This is a genomic window from Amycolatopsis sp. lyj-23 (genome assembly GCF_046549135.1).
Lineage (GTDB): Bacteria > Actinomycetota > Actinomycetes > Mycobacteriales > Pseudonocardiaceae > Amycolatopsis.
The window spans coordinates 272,412-295,344 of the sequence record NZ_JAJPWN010000015.1 but is presented as its reverse complement, the minus strand read 5'-3'; the positions used below and the strand labels follow the sequence as shown (position 1 = coordinate 295,344).

Below are 22,933 nucleotides of genomic sequence, written 5' to 3'. Positions count from 1 at the left end.
TCGGTGCGTGGGACGCAACCAAGGCGGCCTTCGGTGCGTGGGACGCAACCAAGGCGGCCTTCGGTGCGTGGGACGCAACCAAGGCGGCCTTCGGTGCGTGGGACGCAACCAAGGCGGCCTTCGGTGCTCCATCCATGCCCCCACCGCCACCCTCAACGGAGGCGCTCCGCGCCGCAGTGCTGATTCAACGCAACCAAGGCCGCCTTGGGGCGCTCGGGTCGTTCGTGGCGGGCACCCGCGCCGGTGCCCGCCACGGACCCTTCCCCTCAGCCGAGGCCGTTGAGGCCGATCACCCGGGAGTACCAGTGCGCACTCTGCTTCGGCGTGCGCTGCTGGGTCGCGTAGTCGACGTGGACCAGGCCGAAGCGCTTCGCGTACCCCTCGGCCCACTCGAAGTTGTCCAGCAGCGACCAGTAGAAGTACCCGCGCAGGTCGACGCCCGCCTGGATGGCGTCGTGGCACGCCCGCAGGTGGGAGTCGAGGAACGCGACGCGGTCGGTGTCGACGATGTCACCGCCGTCGCCGACGACGTCCGGGTAGGCCGCGCCGTTCTCCGTGATGTACAGCGGCACCGGCCGGTAGCCGCGGTGGACCTGCAGCAGCGATTCGGTCAGCCCGGCCGGCTGGACCTCCCAGCCCGAGTCGGTCCGGGGGGCCGCCGGGTCCGGGACGAAGTGCACGTCGGCGGCGCCGGGCCACTCCGGGCCCGCCGGCTCGCTGCCCGGCACCGGACGGCCCGCGACGCGGTAGTCGCGGTAGTAGTTCACGCCCAGCCAGTCGACGTGCGCGGCGATGACCGCGGCGTCCTCGTCGCGGACGACGTCGCCGAGCCCGAACGGCTCGAGGTCCGCGACCAGGTCGTCCGGGTAGCCGCCGCGCAGCACCGGGTCGAGGAACAGCCGGTTCTGCAGGCCGTCGATCCGCCGGGCCGCGGCGACGTCGGCGACGTTCGCCGGGTCGTGCGGGGCGACCGGGTACAGGTTCAGCGTGATGCCGGCCGGGGTGTCGCCGGCGTGGCGGCGGATGACGTCCATCGCCAGGCCGTGGCCCAGCAGCAGGTGGTGCGTGGCGGCGACGGCCGCCGGGTGGTCGGTGCGGCCGGGCGCGTGGATCCCGCCCGCGTAGCCGAGCATCGCCGCGCACCACGGCTCGTTGAGCGTCGACCAGCTGGCGACGCGGTCGCCCAGCCGCTCCAGCACGCTCTCGGCGTACTCGGCGAAGCGGTAGGCGGTGTCCCGGTTCGTCCAGCCGCCCTTCTCCTCCAGGGCCTGCGGCAGGTCCCAGTGGTAGAGCGTCGCCCACGGCTGGATCCCGGACTCGAGCAGGCAGTCGACCAGCCGGTCGTAGAAGGCGAGCCCGGCGGTGTTGGCTTCGCCGCCGTCCGGCCGCACCCGCGGCCAGGCCAGCGAGAAGCGGTAGGCACCGAGGCCGAGCCGGCGCATCAGCCCGACGTCCTCGGAGTACCGCCGGTAGTGGTCGGCCGCCGGTTCGCCGTTGTCGCCGCCCCGGACCGCCCCCGGGCGGCGGGCGAAGACGTCCCAGACCGAGTCGGTGCGTCCGTCGGCCGTCGTGGCCCCTTCCACCTGGAACGCCGCGGTCGCGGCGCCCCAGACGAAGCCCGGCGGGAACATCAACGCGGTCTCCGCCCGGACGTTCTCGGCCCGAACACTGTCGGGTTGTACGGACATGTTCACCCTTTCACGGCACCTTGCATGATCCCGGCCACGATCTGGCGGCCGAGGAGGACGAAGACGATGAGGATGGGAATGGTGGCCAAGGTCGTGCCGGCCAGGACGAGCGAATAGTCGATGTAGTAGCCGCTCTGCAGCTTCTCCAGGGCCACCTGGACGGTGGGGTTGCCGGCGTCCAGCACGACGAGCGGCCACAGGAAGTCGTTCCACGACATCATGAACGTGAACATCGCGAGGATCGCCGCGGCCGGGCGCACCGCGGGCATGCAGACGTTCCAGAAGATCCGGATCATGCTGCAGCCGTCGACGCGCGCGGCCTCGATGAGCTCGTACGGCAGCGCGTCGAGCGTGTACTGCCGCATCCAGAACACCCCGAACGCGGTGACCAGGTTGGGCACGATCACCGACTCGAGGTGACCCGCCCAGCCCAGTTCCGACATCGCGATGAACAGCGGGATGATGCCGAGCTGGGTCGGCACGGCGAGCGTGACGACGATGAACACGAACATCCCGTTCTTCCCGCGGAACCGCAGCTTGGCGAAGGCGAACCCGGCCAGCGACGAGAAGAGCACCGTCGTCAGCGTGACCGTTCCGGACACGATCACGCTGTTGGCCAGCGCCTTCCAGAACGGCACGCTGTCGAACACCCGGGAGGCGTTCGCGAAGAAGTTCCCGCCGGGCAGGAACGGCGGGACGCGCTCGGTGAGCATCCCGTTGTCGCGGCTGGCCACGAGGAACGACCAGTAGAACGGGAACAGCGAGCCCAGCACGAAGATCGCCAGCACGAAGTAGGTCGCCTTGCGCGGCCTGCCGAGGGTGGCGACGCTCTTGCGCAGCCCGGTCTGGACTGTTGTCATTTCTTCTTCACCGCCGGAGTACGGGCGAGCCGGCCGGTGAGGAAGAAGTTCACCAGCGCGATGAGCACGATGACGAGGAACAGCACCCAGGCGATCGCCGAGGCGTAGCCGAGGCTCGAGTTCTCGAACGCCATCTGGTACAGGTACAGCGTCACGGTTTGGAACTGGTTGGTCGAGCCGCCGTTGTTCGACCCCGGCATGGCGTCGAACAGCTTGGGCTCGGTGAAGATCTGCAGGCCGCCGATCGTCGAGGTGATGGTGACGAAGACCAGCGTCGGCTTCAGCAGGGGCAGCGTGACGTTGAAGAACCGGCGCCACAGGCCCGCGCCGTCGATCAGCGCCGCCTCGTGCAGCTCCTTGGGGATGGCCTGCATGGCCGCCAGGACGATCAGGGCGTTGTAGCCGGTCCAGCGCCAGTTCACCATGATCGCGATCGCGACGTGGCTGGCGAACCGGTTGGCCTGCCAGTCGACCGGGTCCAGTCCGAGCGTTTGCAGCACGCCGTTGATCAGCCCGTACTTGGCGCCGAACAGGTTGGCGAAGATGATCCCGATCGAGACCAGGCTGGCCGCGTACGGGAGCAGGATGCCGACGCGCCAGCCGGTCGCGCCGCGCAGGCGGGCGCCGAGCAGGGCGGCCAGCAGCACCGCGATGACGAGCTGCGGGATGCTGGAGAGCAGGAAGATGCTGATCGTGTTGACCAGCGCGTTCCAGAACTGGCTGTCGGCGAACAGATCCTTATAGTTGTCGAGGCCGATGAAGTCCGGGTCGTCGCCCCCGGCCTTCCACTTGAACAGCGAAACGTAGGCCGTGTAGAGCAGCGGGAACAGGCCGACGATCCCGAACACGATGAAGAACGGCGCGACGTACAGGTACGGCGACACCTTGACGTCCCACCGGCTCAACCGGTGACGGAAGGTGGGCCGGGGAGACACGCGCTCCCCGGCCTTACTCCCTTCTGGCGCGACCTTGTCGAGGACGGTCATCGGTTCAGCGCGTGATCTTCTTCGCGGCGTCGACCATCTGGTTCCAGCCGTCCGCCGCCGACTTGCCCTGTTCGACCGCCTGCAGGGCCGGGCTCGACGCGTTTTCCTGGATCTGGCCGTCACCGGGGCCCTTGTACTGCGGCTTCTGGACCTTCTTGGCCTGCTCGGCGAACAGCTCGCCGATCTTGGCGTTGCCGAAGTAGGCGTCGGTCTGGCTCAGCAGGGCCGGGTCGGACAGCGCCTTCACCTGGCTGGGGAAGTTGCCCTTGGCCTGGAACGCCTTGATCTGCTGCTCCGGCGCGGTCAGCCACGCGGCCAGCTCGGCGGCTTCCTTCGGGTGCTTGGACTGCGTCGGCACGGTCAGGTACGAGCCGCCCCAGTTGCCGCCGCCGCCGGGGAAGGCCGCGGTGACGGCCCACTTGTTCGCGTTCTCCGGGCCCGCCTGCTCCTTGATCACGCCGAGCATCCAGGACGGGCACACCTTCGTGGCGAACGCGCCCTGCTTGAAGCCGGTGTTCCACTCGGGGCTGAACGCCGTCAGCTTGGCGGACTCGCCCTTGGCGACCGCGTCGGTGACCTTGGTCCAGGCGTCCTTGATGCCCTGGTTGGTCTCGACGGCGAGCTTGTCGTCGGTGTTGATGTAGCCCTCGGGGAGCTGGTTGACCATGGCGTTGAAGTTCTGCGCGGCCGAGTCGAACCAGGCCTTGCCGCCGCTCTTCTTCACGTAGTCCGCGCCGGCCTGGAAGTAGCTGTCCCAGGTGGCGAACAGCGGCTTGACGGCCTCGGGGTCGTCCGGCAGGCCGGCGGCCTTGAACAGGTCCTTGCGGTAGCACATGGCGAGCGGGCCGATGTCGGTGCCGTAGCCGATGACCTTGCCGTCCTTGGTCTTGGCGGCGTCGTACTTCCACGGCAGCCAGCGGTCGGGGGAGGCGTCGGCCGGCCCGATCTTGCTGAGGTCGTTGAACTTCGAACCCTTGTCGAGGAAGTCGGACAGGTGACCCTCTTCCAACGCCGTCACGTCGGCGAGGCCCGAACCGGCGGCCAGCTTGGTGGTGAGCTCCTGGTGGTAGGGCCCGCCCTGGCCGGTCTTGCGGTGGGTGATCTTGATGTTCGGGTGCAGTCGCTCGTACTCCGGGATGAGGGCCTCGTAGCCGAACTCGGTGAAGGTCGCCAGCGTCAGGTCGACGTGCTCGTTGGGAGCCGCCGCGGCCGGGGTCTGCTGGTCGCCACCCCCTCCGCTGCAGGCCGTGGCGCCGAGCGCCGTCATCGTGATGCCCAGTGCCAGGACCAGGCCGTTCCGGATCGTTCTCACGTGTCCAACCACCTTGTTGACGGGAATGAGCGCTCTCACTGCTGGGAGCCGATCTGGGAGCGCTCCCAGGTGTGGCAGAGTCTGCTGGGGGTGTTCACCGGTGTCAAGAGGTCGTAACCGGAGTGTTTCCTGCGAGGAGCGCTCCCGGACGCCCAGGGGCGTGAACGTTAAGCTGAGTCCGTCAGAGTTGCAGAGGGTGAGCGAGGGCGGTGCCGTGGGGCCTCGAGCAGGCGATGAAGAACGGCCGACACTGGAGGACGTCGCGGCGTTCGCCGGCGTGTCGCGGTCGACGGCGTCACGGGCGTTGAACGACGACGCGTACGTCAGCGCGGCGGCGCGGGAGAAGGTCCTCGCCGCGGCCCGTGACCTGGGCTATTCCCCGAACCAGGCGGCGCGTTCGCTGGTCACGCGCCGCACCGGCGCCATCGCGGTGGTGCTGTCGGAGCCGGAGTCCCGGCTGCTCGACGACCCGTACCGCGCCGCCGTCATGCGGGCCGGCTACCGCGAGCTCGCCGACGTCGGCCGCCAGATGGTGCTGATCTTCAGTGACATCCGCGAAGACCTGAGCCGCACGGTCCGGTTCCTCGAGGGCGGCCACGTGGACGGCGCGCTGGTGTTCGCCCCGCACCGCGCCGACCCGCTGCCCAAAGCCCTGCGGCTGCTGCGCATCCCGGTGGTGTTCGGCGGCCAGGCGGCCGGCATCCGCCGCGGCGTGCACGTCGTCGACTTCGACAACGAGGGCGGCGCCCGGCTGGCGGTCGAGCACCTGGTCGCGGCCGGGCGGCGGCGGATCGCCACGATCGCCGGCCCGCAGGACCAGAGCGCCCCGATCGACCGGCTCGCCGGCTGGCGCAAGACCCTCCTCGACGCCGGGCTCGACCCGGCCGACCTGGTCGAAGAAGGCGATTTCACCCTTTCGGGCGGCGCGAACGCGATGTCGGCGCTGCTGGCCCGGCACCCGGACCTCGACGCCGTGTTCGTCGCCAGCGACATGATGGCGGTGGGCGCGCTGCGCACCCTCGGCGGCGCGGGCCGCCGCGTCCCCGAGGACGTCGCGGTGGTCAGCTTCGACGACAACGTCACCCTCGCCCCGGCCATGGACCCGCCGCTGACGTCGGTCCACCAGGACCCGCGCGAGCAGGTCCACGCCATGGTCGAGACCCTGATGCGGCTGCTCGACGACCAGAACCTCAAGCCGCGCCAGCACATCCTCCCGGTCTCCCTGGCGGTCCGCGCCTCGAGCTGACCGGTCGTGTCCGGCCGAACACGCGTGCCGTCCATCCGGGCCCGCGTGGCGTCCACCCGGACGTGTGCCGGCGTGCTCGCCGCGGTGAACTCCGAGTGTGCTCGACCGGGCAGCGTCGCCCGGTCGGTGCGGAGCATCGCCGCTCAGGTGTACACGTTTGGCGCTAAATAACGTTTCACGAAACACTGCGTTACCATTTCGCTGGGCTGAACGGGTGACGGCGCGACGATCGGTTGCGGCTGTTCAGGAGCGTTCAGTGAGCCGGTGTTCGCCGGACGCGTAGATGTGACATCCGCGTCGTCAGTGTCCTTCTGACTCGATTCTTTACATCCAGGTTTCCGGCTGGCTACCGTCTGCGCCTGGAAGCGCTCCCAGATCGCTGGCTCCCTACGGACAAAGGAGTTCCGCAGCCATGCGTTCCTCTCCCCGAAAGCGCGTCCGTGCGCTGGCACTGGCCTCGGCCGTGCTGGCGGTCACGGGCGCGGTGGTCGCCCCACCACCGGCGCTCGGCGCCGACATCGCCTGTTCGGTCACCTACACCACCAACGACTGGGACACCGGGTTCACGGCCAACGTCTCGTTGCGCAACGACGGGGCGCCGCTCGACAGCTGGAAGGTCGGCTGGACGTTCCTGGACGGCCAGAAGGTCCAGCAGGGCTGGAGCGCGACGTTCGCCCAGTCCGGTGCCGCGGTCACCGCGACGAACCTGTCCTACAACGGCCACCTCGACACCGGGGCGAGCACGTCGTTCGGGTTCAACGGTTCGAAGGGCTCGGCCAACCGGCCGCCCACGGACTTCTCGGTGAACGGCACCTCGTGCACCGGCGCGAACAAGGCACCGACGGTGAGCCTGACCGCGCCGTCCTCGACCGGCACGTACTACGCCCCGGCGACGATCCCGCTGGCCGCGACCGCCGCCGACAGCGACGGCACGGTGAGCAAGGTCGAGTTCTACGCCGGTGACACGCTGCTGGCCACGGACACGGCCGCGCCGTTCGAAGGCAGCTGGGGCAACGTCCCGGCCGGGACGTACTCGATCACGGCGAAGGCCTACGACAACAAGGGCGCGTCGACGACGTCCAGCCCGGTCAGCGTGAAGGTCCTGTCCGGACCGACGATCGTGGCGAGCCCGGCGACCGCGCAGGTGAAGCAGGGCGGCACGACGACGTTCGCCGTCACCCTCGCCGGCGCGCCCACCTCGCCGGTCACCGTCGCCGTCGCGAGGACGGCGGGCAGCACGGACCTGACCGCGAGCCCGGCGAGCCTCACCTTCACCTCGGCGAACTGGAACGTGGCCCAGAACGTCACGGTCACCAGCGCCGACAATGGCGGAGACCTGGGCACCGCGACCTTCACCGCGAGCAGCAGCGGCTACACCGCGGCCACCGTGGCGGTCAACGAGATTTCGGCGTCCACTTCGGACTACCAGGTCGCGTTCCTCACGCAGTACAACAAGATCAAGGACCCGAACAACGGCTACTTCCGGAAGTTCGGGAACATCCTGGTGCCCTACCACTCCATCGAGACGCTGATGGTCGAGGCACCGGACTACGGCCACGAGACGACGTCGGAGGCGTTCAGCTACTACCTGTGGCTGGAGGCGTCCTACGGGCGGATCACCGGTGACTGGGCCCCGTTCAACCAGGCGTGGACGTCGATCGAGACCTACGCGATCCCGTCGGCGGCCGACCAGCCGGGCAACAGCGGCTACAACGCCAGCAAGCCGGCGACCTACGCGGCCGAGTACCCGACGCCGAAGTCCTACCCGTCGCCGCTGAACTCCGGCGTCTCCGTCGGCAGTGACCCGATCGCGGCCGAGCTCAAGGCGGCCTACGGCTCGGCGGACGTCTACGGCATGCACTGGCTGCTCGACGTGGACAACATCTACAAGTTCGGCCACTGCGAGGACGGCACCAACACCGCGCCCGCGTTCATCAACACCTTCCAGCGCGGTTCGCAGGAGTCGGTCTGGGAGACCGTCACCCAGCCCAGCTGCGACGTCCTCAAGTTCGGCGGCAAGAACGGGTACCTCGACCTGTTCACCGGCGACTCGTCGTACGCGAAGCAGTGGAAGTACACCGACGCGCCCGACGCGGACGCCCGCGCCGTGCAGGTGGCCTTCCAGGCCGAAAAGTGGGCCGCCGCGCAGGGCAAGAGCGCGGACGTCTCGGCCGTGGTGAAGAAGGCGTCGAAGATGGGCGACTACCTCCGGTATTCGCTGTTCGACAAGTACTTCAAGAAGATCGGCAACTGCGTCGGCGCGTCGAGCTGCGCCGCCGGCACCGGCAAGGACAGCGAGCACTACCTCATCTCGTGGTACTACGCGTGGGGTGGCTCGATGGACTCGTCCAGCGCCTGGGCCTGGCGGATCGGCGACGGCGCCGCCCACCAGGGCTACCAGAACCCGCTGGCCGCGTACGCGCTGTCGGCCGACCCGGGGCTGAAGGTCACTTCGGCGACCGGCGCGACCGACTGGGCGACCAGCCTCAACCGGCAGCTGGAGTTCCTGCAGTGGCTGCAGTCGTCCGAAGGCGCTCTCGCCGGCGGCGCGACGAACAGCTGGGAAGGCCAGTACGGCACCCCGCCGTCCGGCACGCCGACGTTCTACGGGATGTTCTACGACCAGCAGCCGGTCTGGCACGACCCGCCGAGCAACCAGTGGTTCGGCTTCCAGACCTGGGGCATGGAACGGATCGCCGAGTACTACCAGGCGACCGGCGACGCCCGGGCGAAGAAGATCCTCGACAAGTGGATTCCCTGGGCCATCGCGAACACGACGGTCGGTGCGGGCGGCAGCTTCCAGATCCCGTCCGACCTGACCTGGAGCGGCGCGCCGGACACCTGGAACGCCACCAGCCCGGGCTCGAACACCGGCCTGCACGTCGCGGTGAAGAACTACAGCCAGGACGTCGGGGTCGCGGGCTCACTGGCCAAGACGCTGCTGTACTACGCGTCGGGTTCGAGCAACGCCCAGGCCAAGACGGTCGGCGAGCAGCTCCTCACGGCGCTGTCGGCGAACGCGGACAGCAAGGGCATCGCGGTGCCGGAGACCCGGACGGACTACAACCGGTTCGACGACGCCTACAACGCCACGACGGACCAGGGGCTGTACGTGCCCCCGGGCTGGACCGGCACGATGCCGAACGGCGACCCGATCAACGCGAACTCCACGTTCCTGTCGATCCGCTCGTTCTACAAGAGCGACCCGCAGTGGCCGAAGGTGCAGGCCTACCTGGACGGCGGCGCCGCGCCGACGTTCACCTACCACCGGTTCTGGGCGCAGACGGAGATCGCCACGGCGTTCGCCGCGCACGTCGCCCTGTTCGGCTGAGAGGCACTTGATGAAGCGACTGCTCGCACTCGCGGTCGCCGCACTGGTCGGGGGCGCCGTTCTCACGGCGTCCCCGGCCGCCGCGGCCCCCGCTGCTTCGGGAACCGGCACCGGCTTCTGGCACGCCGTCGGTTCCCAGCTGGTCGACTCGACCGGGGCACCGGTCCGGATGACCGGCGTCAACTGGTTCGGCGCCGAAACCGGCAACTACTCGCCGCACGGCCTGTGGAGCCGCAACTACAAGGACATGCTCGACCAGATGGCCGGCCTCGGCTACAACACGCTGCGGCTGCCGTACTCCAACCAGCTGTTCGACCCCGGCGTCAAGCCCACCAGCATCGACGCCGTCCAGAACCCGGACCTGCAGGGCCTGTCCGGCCTGCAGGTGCTGGACAAGATCATCGCCTACGCCGGCGTCAAGGGCATGCGCGTGATCCTGGACCAGCACCGGCCGGACTCCGGCGCGCAGTCCCCGCTCTGGTACACCAGCGCCTACCCGGAAAGCCGGTGGCTGTCCGACTGGACCATGCTGGCCCAGCACTACAAGGGCAATCCGACGGTGATCGGCGCCGACCTGCACAACGAGCCGCACTCGATCCAGGGCGGCGGGGGAGCGTGCTGGGGCTGCGGCGACACCGCGACCGACTGGCGCCTGGCCGCCGAACGCGGCGGCAACGCGGTGCTCGCGGCCAACCCGGACTGGCTGGTCATCGTCGAAGGCGTCGACTGCGTCAGCGGCACCGGCGACCCGCAGTGCGGCTGGTGGGGCGGCAACCTCTCCGGGGCCAAGCAGTTCCCGGTGCGGCTGTCCAAGCCGGAGAAGCTGGTGTACTCGGCGCACGAGTACGCGACTTCGGTGTTCGCCCAGACGTGGTTCTCCGACCCGGCGTTCCCGGCGAACCTGCCGGCGTTGTGGGACCACTTCTTCGGCTACCTGCAGAAGCAGAGCATCGCACCGGTGCTGCTCGGCGAGTTCGGCTCCACGCTCGCCGACCCGCGGGACAAGGTGTGGCTGCAGGAACTGATGAAGTACACCGGCACGGGGCCGACCGGGATGAGCTTCACGTACTGGTCGTGGAACCCGAACTCCGGTGACACCGGCGGCATCCTCAACGACGACTGGACCACGGTCAACCAGACCAAGCAGGCGATCCTGCAGCCGTACCTGATCCCGCCGGTGGGTTCGGGCGGCGGCACGACCGATCCGCCGCCCGCGGCGAGCTGCGCGGTCACCTACCACGTCGACAACAGCTGGCCGGGCGGCTTCACCGCCTCGGTGACGCTGAAGAACACCGGCAGCTCGGCGCTGAAGAACTGGGCGCTCGGCTGGACCGTGCCGTCCGGGACGCAGATCACCGGCGGCTGGAACGCGACCGTCACGCAGACCGGGCAGCAGGCGAGCGCCAAGGCGCCCTCCTGGGCCCCCGACCTGGCCGGCGGCGCCTCGGTGTCGATCGGCATCCAGGCGTCCGGCGCCTCGACCGGCACGCCGAGCGGCTTCGCCGTCGGCGCGACCGCCTGCACCACCTGACCCACCCACCGAAGAACACGAAGGAGCGCACTCGATGAGGAGTGAATTCTGGTCCGCGAAGAGGAAGTCACGGTTCGCCGTGGCGTCCTCGGTGACCGCGGCCGCGGTCACGGCGGGACTGCTGGTGGCCGGGGGCAGCCCGGCGGGCGCCGCCACCGGCTGCAAGGTCACCTACACCGTCAACCAGTGGGACACCGGCTTCACGGCGAACATCGCCGTGACCAACCTGGGTGACGCCGTTTCGTCCTGGAACGTCGAATGGGACTTCGGCGGCAACCAGCAGGTCCAGCAGGGCTGGAGCGCCACGTTCAGCCAGAGCGGCAAGCACGTGAGCGCGAAGAACCCGTCGTGGGGCGGCTCGCTGGGCTCGAACGCCACGGCGAGCTTCGGCTTCAACGGCTCGTACTCGGGCACGAACGACATCCCGACGTCGTTCTCGCTCAACGGCGCCCACTGCGACGGCACCCCGGGCGGCACGCCGACGACCACGCCGACGACGCCGACGACCACCACCACGACCCCCACGACCACGACGACGACCCCGACCACGGTGACCACGACACCGCAGCCGGGGACCCACGTGGACAACCCGTACGCCGGCTCGAAGGGGTACGTGAACCCGGACTGGTCGGGCGAGGTGAGCGCGGCGGCCGCGGCCAAGGGCGGCACGCTCGGCGCGCAGATGGCCAAGGTGGCCAACACCTCGACGGCGGTCTGGCTGGACCGGATCGCCGCGATCGAGGGCACGTCGAGCGCGCGCGGCCTGCGCGGGCACCTCGACGCGGCGCTGGCCCAGGCGACCGGCGGTACGCCGGTGACCATCCAGGTCGTCGTCTACGACCTGCCCAACCGCGACTGCGCGGCGCTGGCGTCCAACGGCGAGCTGAAGGTCGCGCAGAACGGCCTGGCCCGGTACAAGAGCGAGTACATCGACCCGATCGCCTCGATCATGGCCGACCCGAAGTACGCGCCGCTGCGGATCGTCGCCATCGTGGAGCCGGACTCGCTGCCGAACCTGATCACGAACACCTCGATGTCCACCTGCGCCGAGGCGCAGTCCAGCGGGGCGTACGTGCAGGGCATCCAGTACGCGCTGAACAAGCTGCACGCGATCTCCAACGTCTACAACTACCTGGACATCGCGCACTCGGCGTGGCTGGGCTGGGACAGCAACTTCCAGCCGTTCGTCAACCTGGTCAAGCAGACGCTGCAGGGCACCACGGCCGGCGTCAACAGCATCGACGGCTTCATCAGCGACACGGCCAACTACACGCCGCTGACCGAGCCGAACCTGCCGGACCCGAACCTGACCGTCGGCGGGCAGCCGCTGAAGTCGGCGACGTTCTACCAGTACAACCCGTACTTCGCGGAAGTTCCCTTCGCCACCGCGATGTACAACGCGTTCGTGGCGGCGGGCCTGCCCAGCGGCATCGGCATGCTGGTCGACACCTCGCGCAACGGCTGGGGCGGCTCGGCCCGGCCCAGCGCGGCCTCCGGGTCCACTGTGGACGCCTACGTCAACTCGGGCCGGGTCGACCGGCGGCTGCACCGCGGCAACTGGTGCAACCAGAGCGGGGCGGGGCTGGGCGTGCGGCCCACCGCGTCCCCGGCGGCGCACTTCGACGCCTACGTCTGGATCAAGCCGCCGGGTGAGTCCGACGGCGCGAGCTCGCAGATCCCGAACGACGAAGGCAAGGGTTTCGACCAGATGTGCGACCCGACGTTCCACGGCACCCAGCAGGCCAACGGCGGCAACCTGACCGGCGCCCTGCCGGACGCCCCGCTGTCGGGCAAGTGGTTCGAGGCCCAGTTCGAGCAGCTGGTCCAGAACGCCTACCCGGCGGTCCAGTAGAAAGCCCCGGGCCGGGCGGTGCAGCGCAGCCGCCGCCCGGCCCGGACTCCACCACGGCGACCGCGGCCCGTCCCGCCGGACCCGGTCGCCGCGGTCCCGCCCGCACCGCCTGAGGCGGCCCGGACGGGACGGCGGGGTCCGGCCGAGGTCCACGGGGACCCCGGCCGGGCCTCGCGGCGCGCGCCGCCCGGCGCGTCAGCCGAGATCCTTGCGGAAGCTCAACCGGTCCAGGCCCGGCCCGTCGTAGTCGGGCTGGACCGGCAACCCCTCGAACTCCTTCGGCCCTGGTTCGGTGACGAACCCCATCCGGGTGTGGAACGCGTGCGAACCCTTGTTCTCCGGCGAAGTGATCGCCCGGACCACCGAGCGCCCATGGGCGGCGCTGTAGGCGAAGAAGCGCTCGTACAGCGCCGTGCCCAGCCCCCGGCCGCGTTCGGCCGGCTCGACGCCGACGAAGTGGATGTAGCTCTCGGCCGGCCGCGACGGCGAGAGGAACCCGATCAGGAACGCGACGATCCGTTCCTCGGACGTCACCAGGACGCTGCTGTGGGAGAAGTGCTGGAACATCAGCTTCGGCAGCAGCAGCGCCCGCTGGCGCGTGCCCGCTTCGCCGCCGAGACCGCCCCACCAGCGGTCGAGGACGGCCAGCACGGGCAGGTGGTCGTCCGGGCCGGGGTGCCGGATCGTGTGGTGCGGCCAGGGGTGCGGCAGAGGAGTGAGCATGCCCGTCACCCTGCCCGCTCCGGCGGGCTCCGACGAGCGGATTCCCGGTCAGGGGACCAGCCGGCGCACCCCGATCAGCACCTGGTCCCAGACGGCCACGGGATCGGCGCCCTGCTCGACCGCCTTGAGCCCCGGCGCGATCACCGTCTCCTGGATCTTGCCGTCGCCCGGCCCCTTGTACTGCGGTTTCCCGACCTTCCGGGCCTGTGCGACGAAGACCTGCCCGCTCAGCGCGCCGCCGAAGTAGCCGTTCATCTCGCTGAGCAGGTCCGGCGAGGTGAAGGCGTCGACCTGACTGGGGAAGTTGCCGCTGACGCGGAAGGCGTGCAGCTGCTGCTCCGGCGCGGTCAGCCAGGCGGCCAGTGCGGCGGCCTCCTTCTGGTGCGGGCTGGCGGCCGGCACGGTCAGGTAGGACCCGCCCCAGTTGCCGCCGCCGTCGGGGAAGGCGTCGGTGAGCGCCCACTTGCCCGCGTTGCCGACCCCGGCCTGCTGCTCGATGACGCCGAGCATCCACGACGGACAGACCTTCGTGGCGAAGGCGCCGGTGCGCAGGCCGTTGTTGCCGTCGTCGGCGAAGGCGGTCAGCCCGGCCGACTGGCCCTGCTTGACCGCGGTGGTGACCTGGTTCCAGGCGTCCTTCAGCGCGGTGTTCGTCTCCAGCGTCGAGTGGTCCTCGCGGTCGAGGTAGCCGACCGGCAGCTGGTTCACCATGGCGTTGAAGATCTGCGCCGAGGAGTCGAACCACGGCTTGCCGTGCGAGCGCTTGACGTACTTCTCGCCGGCTTTGAAAAAGCTGTCCCAGGTCGCGAACATCGTCTTGACCGAGCCCGGGTCGGTGGGCAGGCCGGCCGCTTCGAGCAGGTCCTTGCGGTAGCACATGGCCAGCGGGCCGATGTCGGTGCCGTAGCCGACGAGCTTGCCGTCCTTGCTGCGGCCCGCCTCGTACTTCCACTCGAGCCAGCGGCCCGGCTTCACGTCGGCGGGCCCGACCTTGGCCAGGTCGGCGAACTTCGCCGACTGCGCGAGCACGTCGGCGAGGTGACCCTCCTCGACGGCCTGGACGTCGGCGAGGCCCTGGCCGCTCTGCAGCTTGTTCAGCAGGTCCTGGTGGTACGGTCCGCCCTGCTCGGTCCGCACCTGGCGGATGGTGAGCCCGGGGTGGGTGAACTCGTAACCGGGGATGAGGTCGTCGTAGCCGAACTCGCCGAACGTCGCCACCGTGAGCGTGATCCGCTCGGGCGCGTCCGGTCCGCAGCCCCCGGTCAGCAGGAGCAGGACGACGGCCGCGGCGAAGGCCAGCTGGTTGCGGATCTGCCTCATGCGCGCGCACTCCCCGTTCGCGGCACGCTCCCGGCCCCCATTGGCTGGGAGCGCTCCCGGCAGGAGTCTCGTTTCCCGGTGCGGCGGGTGTCAAGTACGCGACGGCGGGTGTCCGCCCGGACACGGACCGCGGGCTCCCGCCCGGTCCGTGGTGCGAGGAAGGGGTGCGATGAAGCGTCCGACGATCACCGACATCGCGCGGGAGGCCGGCGTCTCGAAAGGCGCGGTCTCCTACGCCCTCAACGGCCGGCCCGGCGTCTCGGAGGCGACCCGGCGGCGGATCACCGAGATCGCCCGGGAGCTCGGGTGGACCCCGAGCAGCACCGCCCGGGCGCTGTCCGGCGGCCGGTCCGGGGCGATCGGCCTGGTGCTGGACCGGTCACTGGAGGCGTTCGTCCCGGCCTTGCTCGACGGCTTCGAGGGCGAACTGCTGCTGCAGGTCGCGCCCGGCCGCGACGCCGCGCTCGCCAGCTACCGCCGCTGGCGGGCCGAGCGGAAGGTGGACGGCGTGCTGCTCACCGAGCCGGGCTGCGCGGCCGAGCTGGTGCGGATCGGCCTGCCGGCGGTGGTGCTCGGCGGGCCGGGCGGGGTGCCGGGTGTCCCCTCGGTGCTCGTGGACGACGTCACCGGCGCCGCCGAGGCGCTGGCGTACCTGGCGGCGCTGGGTCACCGGCACGTGGTCCGCATCGCGGGCGCGGCGGTGTTCGCCGACCCCGGGGCGCGCGGCCGCGCGTTCACCACGGCGGCGACCGGCCTCCCGCACCCGGGCACGGTCCACCCGGAACCCTCGGCCGACGCGGTCCGCCGCGTGCTGACGGCCTGCCCCCGGCCCACGGCGCTGCTCTGCGACACCGACGACCTCGCGGTGGCCGCGCTGGTCGCCGCGCGCGAACTGGGGCTCGCGGTGCCGAAGGACCTGTCGGTGGTGTCGTGGGACGACACCCCGCTCTGCCGCCTGGTCCGCCCGGCCCTCACCGCGATCCGGCGCCCGCTGGCCGAACTGGGCACCCTGGCCGCGTCCGTGCTGCACGACGTGCTGGCGGGGGAGCGGCCGGGTGACGTGTACACCTCCCGGCCGCGGCTGCTCACCCGCGGGAGCACCGGCCCGGCGAACGGGTGAGGACGGCGGAACGCGGGAAGGCCGCTCCGGGCGGACCCGGAGCGGCCTTCCTCAACCGTCCACTCGGGACTTCTCAGGTGCCCTGACACGTCGGCGACGGAGCTGCGTTGCCGCCCGTCGTGTTGACGACCAGGCCGAACGTGGTCGTGCCGTCGGCGGCCACCGCGCCGTTCCAGTTGGCGTTGCGGACCGTGACCGCCGAGCCGGACTGGTTCAGCGTGCCGTTCCAGACGCTGCCGACCGTCTGGCCCGCCGGCAGCGTCCACTGCACCTGCCAGCTCGTGTACGCCGAGGTGCCGTGGTTCATCACCGTGACCGACGCCTGGTAACCGCCGCTCCAGGTGTTGGTGATCTCGTACATCGCCATGCACGAACCCGGCGGGGTGGTCGGGGTCGTCGGCGTGGTGGGCGTGGTGGGCGTGGTCGGGGTGGTGGGTGTCGTCGGCGTGGTGGGCGTGGTCGGGGTCGTGGGCGTGGTCGTCGTGCCCGTGCCCGGATCCTTCACGCCGGTCACCTCGCCGTGCCCGCCGTCGAACACGACGTCCGAGCAGCCGTAGAACGTTTCGCTGCTGTCGGAGCGCTTCCACACCGAGTAGATGATGTGCCGGCCCGACTTGTTGGACGGCAGCGCGCCGCTCCACTTGTACTGGCCGTCCACCGTGCCCACCTGGCCGGTCACCGGCGGGTGGTCCACCGTCAGGAACGGCTGGTCCTCCAGCGAGTCCCAGGTGAGCGGCTGGTTCGGGTTCCAGCCGTCCTTGGTGACGTAGGTGTAGAACCAGCCCGGGTGCGCGGCCCACGCGTTGTACGAGAAGTCGAACTGGGCGCCGGCGGTGAGGTGCGTCAGCGGCCACGCGCCGACCCCGTCGAAGCCCGCGTAGTTCGGGTTCCCGCCCGAGCACAGCTTGCCGTCGGGGATGAACCCGCGCGTGCGCCCGGCGCCGTCGGACCGCAGCACCCCGAACCAGTTGTACAGCGAGTTGGCGCCGCTGACGGCCACCGCGGCCGCGCAGGCCGGGTTCTGCGGCTTGATCTCGCCGGTCGAGCTGAGCCCGTCCTGCCAGCACAGGAAGGTCCGGCTGCCCGGTTTCATCATGGCGCCGTGCGCCTCGGCCGTGCCGGTGTTCAGCAGGATGGCGGTCAGGCTCGCCAGCAGCACGGTGACGGCGGCGAGGATCGTACTTCGTCTCCTGGTCACGTCAGTCCCTTCATTGGGTTGCGTGCGTCGAAGACTGGGAGCGCTTCCAAGGTCAGGATACGCGGTGGCGGCCACTTCCGGAACAGCCCGCGATGGCCGGGGCGGGTGCGTTGGCCTACCTTGGCGGGGGCCGTCGCACCGGGCGCGCCCCTCGAGAAAGGCAGAGAGTGGACAGTCCGTCTTCGGTTCCCGCCTGGGTGCGGGCCGAACCCGCCCGGCTGCTCGGTTTCGCCGGCGCCGCGGCCCACCCGGGCGGCGGGTTCGCCTGGCTCGACGACGCCGGGCGGCCGGTGCTCGACCGGCCCGTCGAAACCTGGATCACCTGCCGGATGACGCACGTCTTCGCGCTGGCGTCGCTGCGGGGAGCGGACACCGCCGCCCTGGTCGCCCACGGCGTCGCGGCGCTGACCGGCCCGCTGCGGGACGCCCGCCACGGCGGCTGGTACGCCTCGGCCGCCGTCGACGAGAAACGGGCGTACGAGCACGCGTTCGTCGTGCTGGCCGCGGCGAGCGCCACCGCGGCCGGGGCCGACGGCGCGCCGGCGTTGCTGGCCGAGGCCCTGGACACCGTCGAACGCCGGTTCTGGGAACCGGAGGCCGGGCTCGTCGCCGACGTCTGGGACCGCGGCTGGACCCACCTGGAGGACTACCGCGGCGCCAACGCCAACATGCACACCGTCGAAGCGTTCCTGGCCGCCGCCGACGTCACCGGCGACGCGGTGTGGGCGCGGCGCGCACTGTCCATTGTGGAGCGGCTGGTGCACGGCGAGGCCCGCGCGCACGGCTGGCTGCTCCCGGAGCACTACGACGCGGACTGGCACGTGCGGCTGGAGTTCAACCGCGGCGAACCGGCCCACCCGTTCCGCCCGTTCGGCGCGACGATCGGGCACCTCTTCGAGTGGGCGCGGCTGGCCGTCCACCTCGGACGGGCCCTCGGCGAAGACGCGCCGGCGTGGCTGGTGCCCGACGCGGCCGCGCTGTTCGAGGCGGGCGTGCGGTACGGCTGGGCCGTCGACGGACGGCCGGGCTTCGTCTACACGACCGACTTCGCCGGGACGCCGGTGGTGCGCACCCGGCTGCACTGGGTGGTCGCCGAGGCGCTGGCCGCGGCGTGGACGCTGCACCAGGAAACCGGCGACCCGGCCTACCTCGACCGGTTCCGGGACTGGTGCGACCACGCCGAACGCTGCTTCGTCGACCGGGAACTCGGTTCGTGGCACCACGAACTCGACCCGGACAACCGTCCCGCCGCGACGGTCTGGGCGGGCAAACCGGACGTCTACCACGCCTACCAGGCGACGCTGCTGCCGCAACTGCCGCCCGCGGCGTCGTTCGCCGGCGCGCTCCTCCCGCGCGACTAGACTGCGCTCGCCGTCCCTCATCTCCCAAGGAGCACCATGTCGCCTCACGTCGCGGCCGAAAACCGGTACGCGGACATGCCGTACCGGCGGGCCGGGCGCAGCGGGCTGAAGCTGCCCGCCGTGTCGCTCGGCCTCTGGCACAACTTCGGGGACGACAAGCCCCTCGACGTCCAGCGGGCGGTGCTGCGCCGGGCGTTCGACCTCGGGGTGACGCACTTCGACCTGGCCAACAACTACGGCCCGCCGCCCGGCTCGGCCGAGGCCAACTTCGGGCGCCACTTCGCCGCCGACTTCCGGCCCTACCGCGACGAGATCCTGGTGTCGTCCAAGGCGGGCTACCTGATGTGGGACGGCCCGTACGGCGAATGGGGTTCCCGGAAGAACCTCCTGGCCAGCCTCGACCGGAGCCTGGCCCGCACCGGACTGGACCACTTCGACGTCTTCTATTCGCACCGCCCCGACCCCGACACGCCGATCGAGGAAACGATGGGCGCGCTCGACACCGCCGTCCGATCGGGAAAGGCCCGGTACGCGGGCATCTCGAACTACTCGCCCGAACAGACCGAGGCCGCGCTCGCGGCGCTGAAGGAGCTCGGCACGCCGCTGCTGCTCCACCAGCCGCGGTATTCGATGCTGGACCGCTGGGTCGAGGACGGCCTGCTTGACACCCTCGAGGAGCACGGCGTCGGCTCGATCGCGTACTCCCCGCTGAGCCAGGGCCTGCTGACCGACCGCTACCTCGACGGCGTCCCGGCCGACTCGCGCGCGGCGGGCACCAGCCCGTTCCTCACGCGTGACCGGCTGACCGAGGACACGCTGACGACGATCCGCGCGCTGAACGACGTGGCGAAGGACCGCGGCCAGACACTGGCCCAGCTGGCGATCGCCTGGGTCCTGCGCCGCGGCCGCGTCACGTCGGCGCTGATCGGCGCGAGCAGTGTGGCCCAGCTGGAGAACACGGTGGCGGCGACCGCGAACCTCGAGTTCGCCGACGACGAGCTGGCTCGTATCGAGCGCATCTTGGGTGAGTAGCAGGCCGGCCGGGTGAGTGCCGCCGGTCGGGCGGTGCCTCGGCCCGCGGCGTGGTCTCGGCCGGTGACCGGCGCCGATCGAAGTGGCGGCCGGTCCGGCGGCCCGGCCGAACCCATGGCCGGCGCCGGTCGTGGTGGCCGCCTCGACCGGGCCGGCCTCCCGGTGACCGGCGCGGCTCGGGCGCCGCTGACCGAGCCGCACCGGTGAACAGGGGGCCTCCCGGTCAGCAGCCGATCCGGCTGCTGCCCAGGGCCACGTCGTCGAACCACAGCGTGTCCGCGTCGCCCGCGTAGCTCTCCCAGCCGAGGCGCAGGTCCGTCAGTGCCGGGTGCCACGCGCGGGCCAGCCACTGCTGGTCGATGTCGGGGGTCGGGACCCCGTCCACCACCAGGCCCGGTACTTCGGTCGAGTTGAGCCACGTCCGCAGCTGCCCGGCGGCGCCGTCGACCTCGAACTCGAAGCAGGACCACGTGCCGGTGGCCAGCGGGACGCTCTGGGCCACCCCCGCCGGGCTCTGCGCGGGCAGCGTCGCGTCGTCGGACTCGCGGTTCCACTGCAGGGCGCGGTTCTGACCGCCGGCGCGCAGGTCGCGGCCGCCGTCCGCGGTGTCGCGCAGCGCCATGAACGCCACGTGCCCGGTGGGCAGCGGGGTCGTGTGGCGGACCCAGAACCGGCCGAACAGCGGGCCCGAAATACCGGTGAGGCCGGTGCCGAGGAACGCGTGGTTGCAGTAGCCGCCCTGGCCGGTCACCTTGACCGAGCGGGTGCCCGAGTGCGCGACCGTCGGGTCGACGGCGACCGTGCCGGTGCCCTGGCAGTTCGCCGCGCCGACGGTCCAGCGGCCGGCCGGGGTGCTGCCGGTCTGCTGCTCGAAGTCGTCGCAGATCGTCGCGCTCGTGCAGCCGGCGGGCGGCGGGCCCGACGTCGTCGTGGTCGGCGTCGTGGTGGGAGTGGTGGGCGTGGTCGTCGGTGTCGTCGTCGTCGGTGTCGTGGACGACGGGGGAGCGGGGTCGCCGCACGAGACGCCGTTCAGCGCGAAGTCCGTGGGCGTCGCGTTCGTCCCGCTGTAGGTGCCCTGGAGCCCGAAGGAGGCCGTGCCGCCGGCGGGAAGGGCGCCGTTGTAGGAGAGGCTCTGCGCGGTGACCGCGGTCCCGGTCTGGCGGACGGTGGCGTTCCAGGCGGACGTCACCGACTGGGTGCCCGCGTAGTGCCAGGTGAGCGTCCAGGAGGAGACCGCGGCCGGGCCGTTGGTCACGGTGATGTCCGCGGTGAACCCGGACTGCCACTGGTTGACGCGGTAGTCGACCGAGCACGCGGGGGCCGCGGCGGCCGGAGCGGCCACGACGACCGCGGTGGTGCCCGCCGCGGCGAGGCAGAGCGCGGCGAGGGCGCCGGCGAACCTGTTCATGGGGTGGGCTCCTCCCGGGGACGCGGACAGGGGCGCCGTGGCCTGCACCACGGCGCCCCTGGGTGGTGGCCGCGTTCTGGCGAGGCGACCTGGCATGGGAGCGCTTCCAGCCGCCGGAAAGGTAACCCCGCTGTGTCGCGCTTGTAAAGAGCGACCCGGACGCGGCCCGATCCGGTGGTCCGTTTTCCGCAGCCGGTGCGCCCGTGCTCTCCACTGAACGCTCCTGAACGGCGGAAGCCGTTGGCGGGCAAAGCATCTCCCGGTCGCACTGCGCCACCGCCCCGACGGCCGGGACGCCGCCGTTGGGGTGGAATCCGAAATTCCGCCGCAAGATCACCGGACGAGCGTCCGGCCACGGAATTGGGAGCGCTCTCAGAAGGAATGACCGTTGCGTCCTCAACCTCTCGGAAACCGCACTGTTCCCGCTCCCGTGACGGCCTGGGCTCCCGCTGTCACGCTGCGGTACTGTCGTCGGGGTGCACCCGTACTCCGGAAATCGTTGGATGAACGATGAGTCGACAGGCCAAACCAGGGAGTAAGCCCTACCGTGCACAACTGCGCGAGCGGCTGACCGCCTTGGGCTTCCCCGAGGCGGCGATCCCGGCGCAGGTGGCGAAGAACCTCGTCGCCGAATGCCGGATCCCCCCGCGCACCGCGTGGCGGCTGGCGTCCGAGCTCTCGCTCGACGTCGCGGCGCACCAGTACAACGCCGTCACCGGAGACCCTCGCGCGGGCATGCGCGGCACGCGGATCTGGGAGTACGAGCAGTGGCCCGAGCGCGGGGTCCGGCCCACCGTCGCCGCCTTGCGGGTGCTGGCCCAGGTCTACGGCACCGACTGGAAGTGCCTGCTGGGCCTGCGCGACCTCGAGCAGCTGCCGGCCAAGGACCTCGCCGAGTACCACGCCGAGATGCAGCCGTCCCCCGAACCCGAAGCGCCACCCGCCGCCGCCGTCGCGGCCGTCGCGCGCACCGACGCCCGTGCGGACGAGGAGCTCGGCGGGAGCGCCCTCGAAGCCGCCATCCAGCTGACCAAGACCAACGTCGACACCGTCCAGCTCGAAGACCTCTGGGCCGATCTGGACTTCCTCGGCGGCGCCTACACCCGGACCAGTCCGGAGTCCATCCTCGGCCAGCTCGCGGTGATCGAATCGCGGACCTCGGCGCTGCTGAAGGGCAGGCAGCGGCCGAAGCAGACCCAGGAGCTGCTGCTCGTCGGGGCGAAGTCGACGGCGATGATGGCCTGGATCGCCGGCGACCTCGGCCGCTACCGGCTCTCGCGCGAGCTCAACTCCGCGGCCTGGCTCTACACCCAGTACGCCGACGACTTCCTCGCCCGCCGCTGGGTGCGCACGTCCCAGGCCCGGGTGGCGTTCTGGGCCGGCAACGGCATCGAGTCCGCGAAGCTCGCCGCCGACGGGCTCAACTACCAGGTGGGCGGGCGGCTCACCGACGCGCCGCTGATCCTGGCCGAGGCGCGCGGCTGGTCGTCGGTGCAGGCCGAGCCGCAGGTGCTGGACGCGATCGCGCGCTGGACCACGATCGAGGACCCGGACCTCGGGGCGGGTGGCGACGACAGCTTCTTCAACATCACCAAAGACCGGCGGCACTACATGGCGGGCACGTCGCTGCTCTCGGTCGGGCAGGCTTCGGCCGCGCTGCGCGAATTCACCACCGCCCGCGAGGCCTTCGAGCAGCTGTCGCTGGAGAACCGCTGGGAAGCCATGGATCCGATGATCCGGATCGACACGGGCCGCGCGCACCTGCGGCTCGACGATCTCGACGGCGCCGCCGCGCAGGTGGCCCCGCTGCTCGACGCGGGCGTGGGCAAACAACCGGACATGGTGCGTGCCATGCTGAAGGTGATGGCCACCGAGCTGTCCGGGCCGCGCTGGCGCTCGGCCGTGACCGCCCGCCACCTCGCCGAGGCACTGCTGGACGCCCACGCGTCGGCGCGGCCGTGACCC

General features: G+C 71.0%; 16 protein-coding genes. 8 read left to right on the top strand and 8 right to left on the bottom strand.

Features of this window, described 5'->3' with window-relative positions:
- Positions 1-266: 266 nt before the first annotated feature.
- Genes ACLJPY_RS34435 through ACLJPY_RS34420 form a run of 4 tightly spaced genes read right to left on the bottom strand, consistent with a single transcriptional unit; the run spans position 267 to position 4,846 of the window.
- Positions 267-1,688 carry a GH1 family beta-glucosidase gene (locus ACLJPY_RS34435; RefSeq protein WP_410595054.1) on the bottom strand — a complete coding sequence of 474 codons (1,422 nt, stop codon included), beginning with the start codon at positions 1,686-1,688 and terminating at the stop codon, positions 267-269.
- 2 nt (positions 1,689-1,690) lie between these two features.
- Complete coding sequence (locus ACLJPY_RS34430) at positions 1,691-2,548, bottom strand: carbohydrate ABC transporter permease (RefSeq protein ID WP_410595052.1); 858 nt, start codon at positions 2,546-2,548, stop codon at positions 1,691-1,693.
- Entirely contained in the window at positions 2,545-3,534 is a 990-nt protein-coding gene (locus ACLJPY_RS34425; RefSeq protein WP_410595050.1) for a carbohydrate ABC transporter permease, read from the bottom strand. The genes ACLJPY_RS34430 and ACLJPY_RS34425 overlap by 4 nt, the downstream gene beginning before the upstream one ends.
- Positions 3,535-3,538: 4 nt before the next feature.
- Positions 3,539-4,846, bottom strand: coding sequence for an extracellular solute-binding protein (locus ACLJPY_RS34420; RefSeq protein ID WP_410595048.1), 1,308 nt, complete (start codon positions 4,844-4,846; stop codon positions 3,539-3,541).
- A gap of 250 nt (positions 4,847-5,096) precedes the next feature.
- Between ACLJPY_RS34420 and ACLJPY_RS34415 the strand changes: the two genes are divergently transcribed.
- From ACLJPY_RS34415 to ACLJPY_RS34400, 4 genes are all read left to right on the top strand, one after another.
- Positions 5,097-6,092 (top strand): LacI family DNA-binding transcriptional regulator, encoded by a 996-nt coding sequence (locus ACLJPY_RS34415; protein WP_410595066.1) that lies wholly within the window; start codon positions 5,097-5,099, stop codon positions 6,090-6,092.
- Positions 6,093-6,504: 412 nt separating this feature from the next.
- A complete protein-coding gene (locus tag ACLJPY_RS34410; RefSeq protein WP_410595046.1) occupies positions 6,505-9,423 on the top strand; it encodes a glycoside hydrolase family 48 protein in 2,919 nt (972 codons plus the stop codon).
- A gap of 10 nt (positions 9,424-9,433) precedes the next feature.
- Positions 9,434-10,954, top strand: coding sequence for a cellulase family glycosylhydrolase (locus ACLJPY_RS34405; protein ID WP_410595044.1), 1,521 nt, complete (start codon positions 9,434-9,436; stop codon positions 10,952-10,954).
- A gap of 34 nt (positions 10,955-10,988) precedes the next feature.
- Positions 10,989-12,806: a glycoside hydrolase family 6 protein gene (locus ACLJPY_RS34400; RefSeq protein ID WP_410595042.1), complete on the top strand. Its 1,818-nt coding sequence runs from the start codon at positions 10,989-10,991 to the stop codon at positions 12,804-12,806.
- 195 nt (positions 12,807-13,001) lie between these two features.
- Here the strand turns inward: ACLJPY_RS34400 and ACLJPY_RS34395 are convergent, their stop codons facing one another.
- Positions 13,002-13,529, bottom strand: coding sequence for a GNAT family N-acetyltransferase (locus ACLJPY_RS34395; protein WP_410595040.1), 528 nt, complete (start codon positions 13,527-13,529; stop codon positions 13,002-13,004).
- 48 nt (positions 13,530-13,577) lie between these two features.
- On the bottom strand, positions 13,578-14,849 hold the full coding sequence (locus ACLJPY_RS34390; RefSeq protein WP_410595038.1) for an ABC transporter substrate-binding protein: 1,272 nt from the start codon (positions 14,847-14,849) through the stop codon (positions 13,578-13,580).
- Positions 14,850-15,018: 169 nt separating this feature from the next.
- Here ACLJPY_RS34390 and ACLJPY_RS34385 point away from each other — a divergent pair, with 169 nt between their 5' ends.
- Positions 15,019-15,969, top strand: coding sequence for a LacI family DNA-binding transcriptional regulator (locus tag ACLJPY_RS34385; protein ID WP_410595036.1), 951 nt, complete (start codon positions 15,019-15,021; stop codon positions 15,967-15,969).
- Positions 15,970-16,042: 73 nt separating this feature from the next.
- On the opposite strand, the gene ACLJPY_RS34380 is transcribed toward ACLJPY_RS34385, so the two are convergent.
- Positions 16,043-17,167: a lytic polysaccharide monooxygenase gene (locus ACLJPY_RS34380; protein ID WP_410595034.1), complete on the bottom strand. Its 1,125-nt coding sequence runs from the start codon at positions 17,165-17,167 to the stop codon at positions 16,043-16,045.
- A 167-nt stretch (positions 17,168-17,334) separates the two neighbouring features.
- Between ACLJPY_RS34380 and ACLJPY_RS34375 the strand changes: the two genes are divergently transcribed.
- Both ACLJPY_RS34375 and ACLJPY_RS34370 read left to right on the top strand, forming a co-directional pair.
- Positions 17,335-18,528, top strand: a complete 1,194-nt coding sequence (locus ACLJPY_RS34375) for an AGE family epimerase/isomerase (RefSeq protein WP_410595032.1) — start codon at positions 17,335-17,337, stop codon at positions 18,526-18,528.
- 36 nt (positions 18,529-18,564) lie between these two features.
- Positions 18,565-19,560, top strand: coding sequence for an aldo/keto reductase (locus tag ACLJPY_RS34370; RefSeq protein ID WP_410595030.1), 996 nt, complete (start codon positions 18,565-18,567; stop codon positions 19,558-19,560).
- A gap of 223 nt (positions 19,561-19,783) precedes the next feature.
- Here ACLJPY_RS34370 and ACLJPY_RS34365 read toward each other — a convergent pair whose 3' ends face one another.
- Positions 19,784-20,968, bottom strand: a complete 1,185-nt coding sequence (locus tag ACLJPY_RS34365; RefSeq protein WP_410595028.1) for a cellulose-binding domain-containing protein — start codon at positions 20,966-20,968, stop codon at positions 19,784-19,786.
- 510 nt (positions 20,969-21,478) lie between these two features.
- On the opposite strand from ACLJPY_RS34365, the gene ACLJPY_RS34360 reads away from it, so the two are divergent.
- A complete protein-coding gene (locus ACLJPY_RS34360) occupies positions 21,479-22,930 on the top strand; it encodes a hypothetical protein (RefSeq protein WP_410595026.1) in 1,452 nt (483 codons plus the stop codon).
- Positions 22,931-22,933 lie beyond the last annotated feature (3 nt).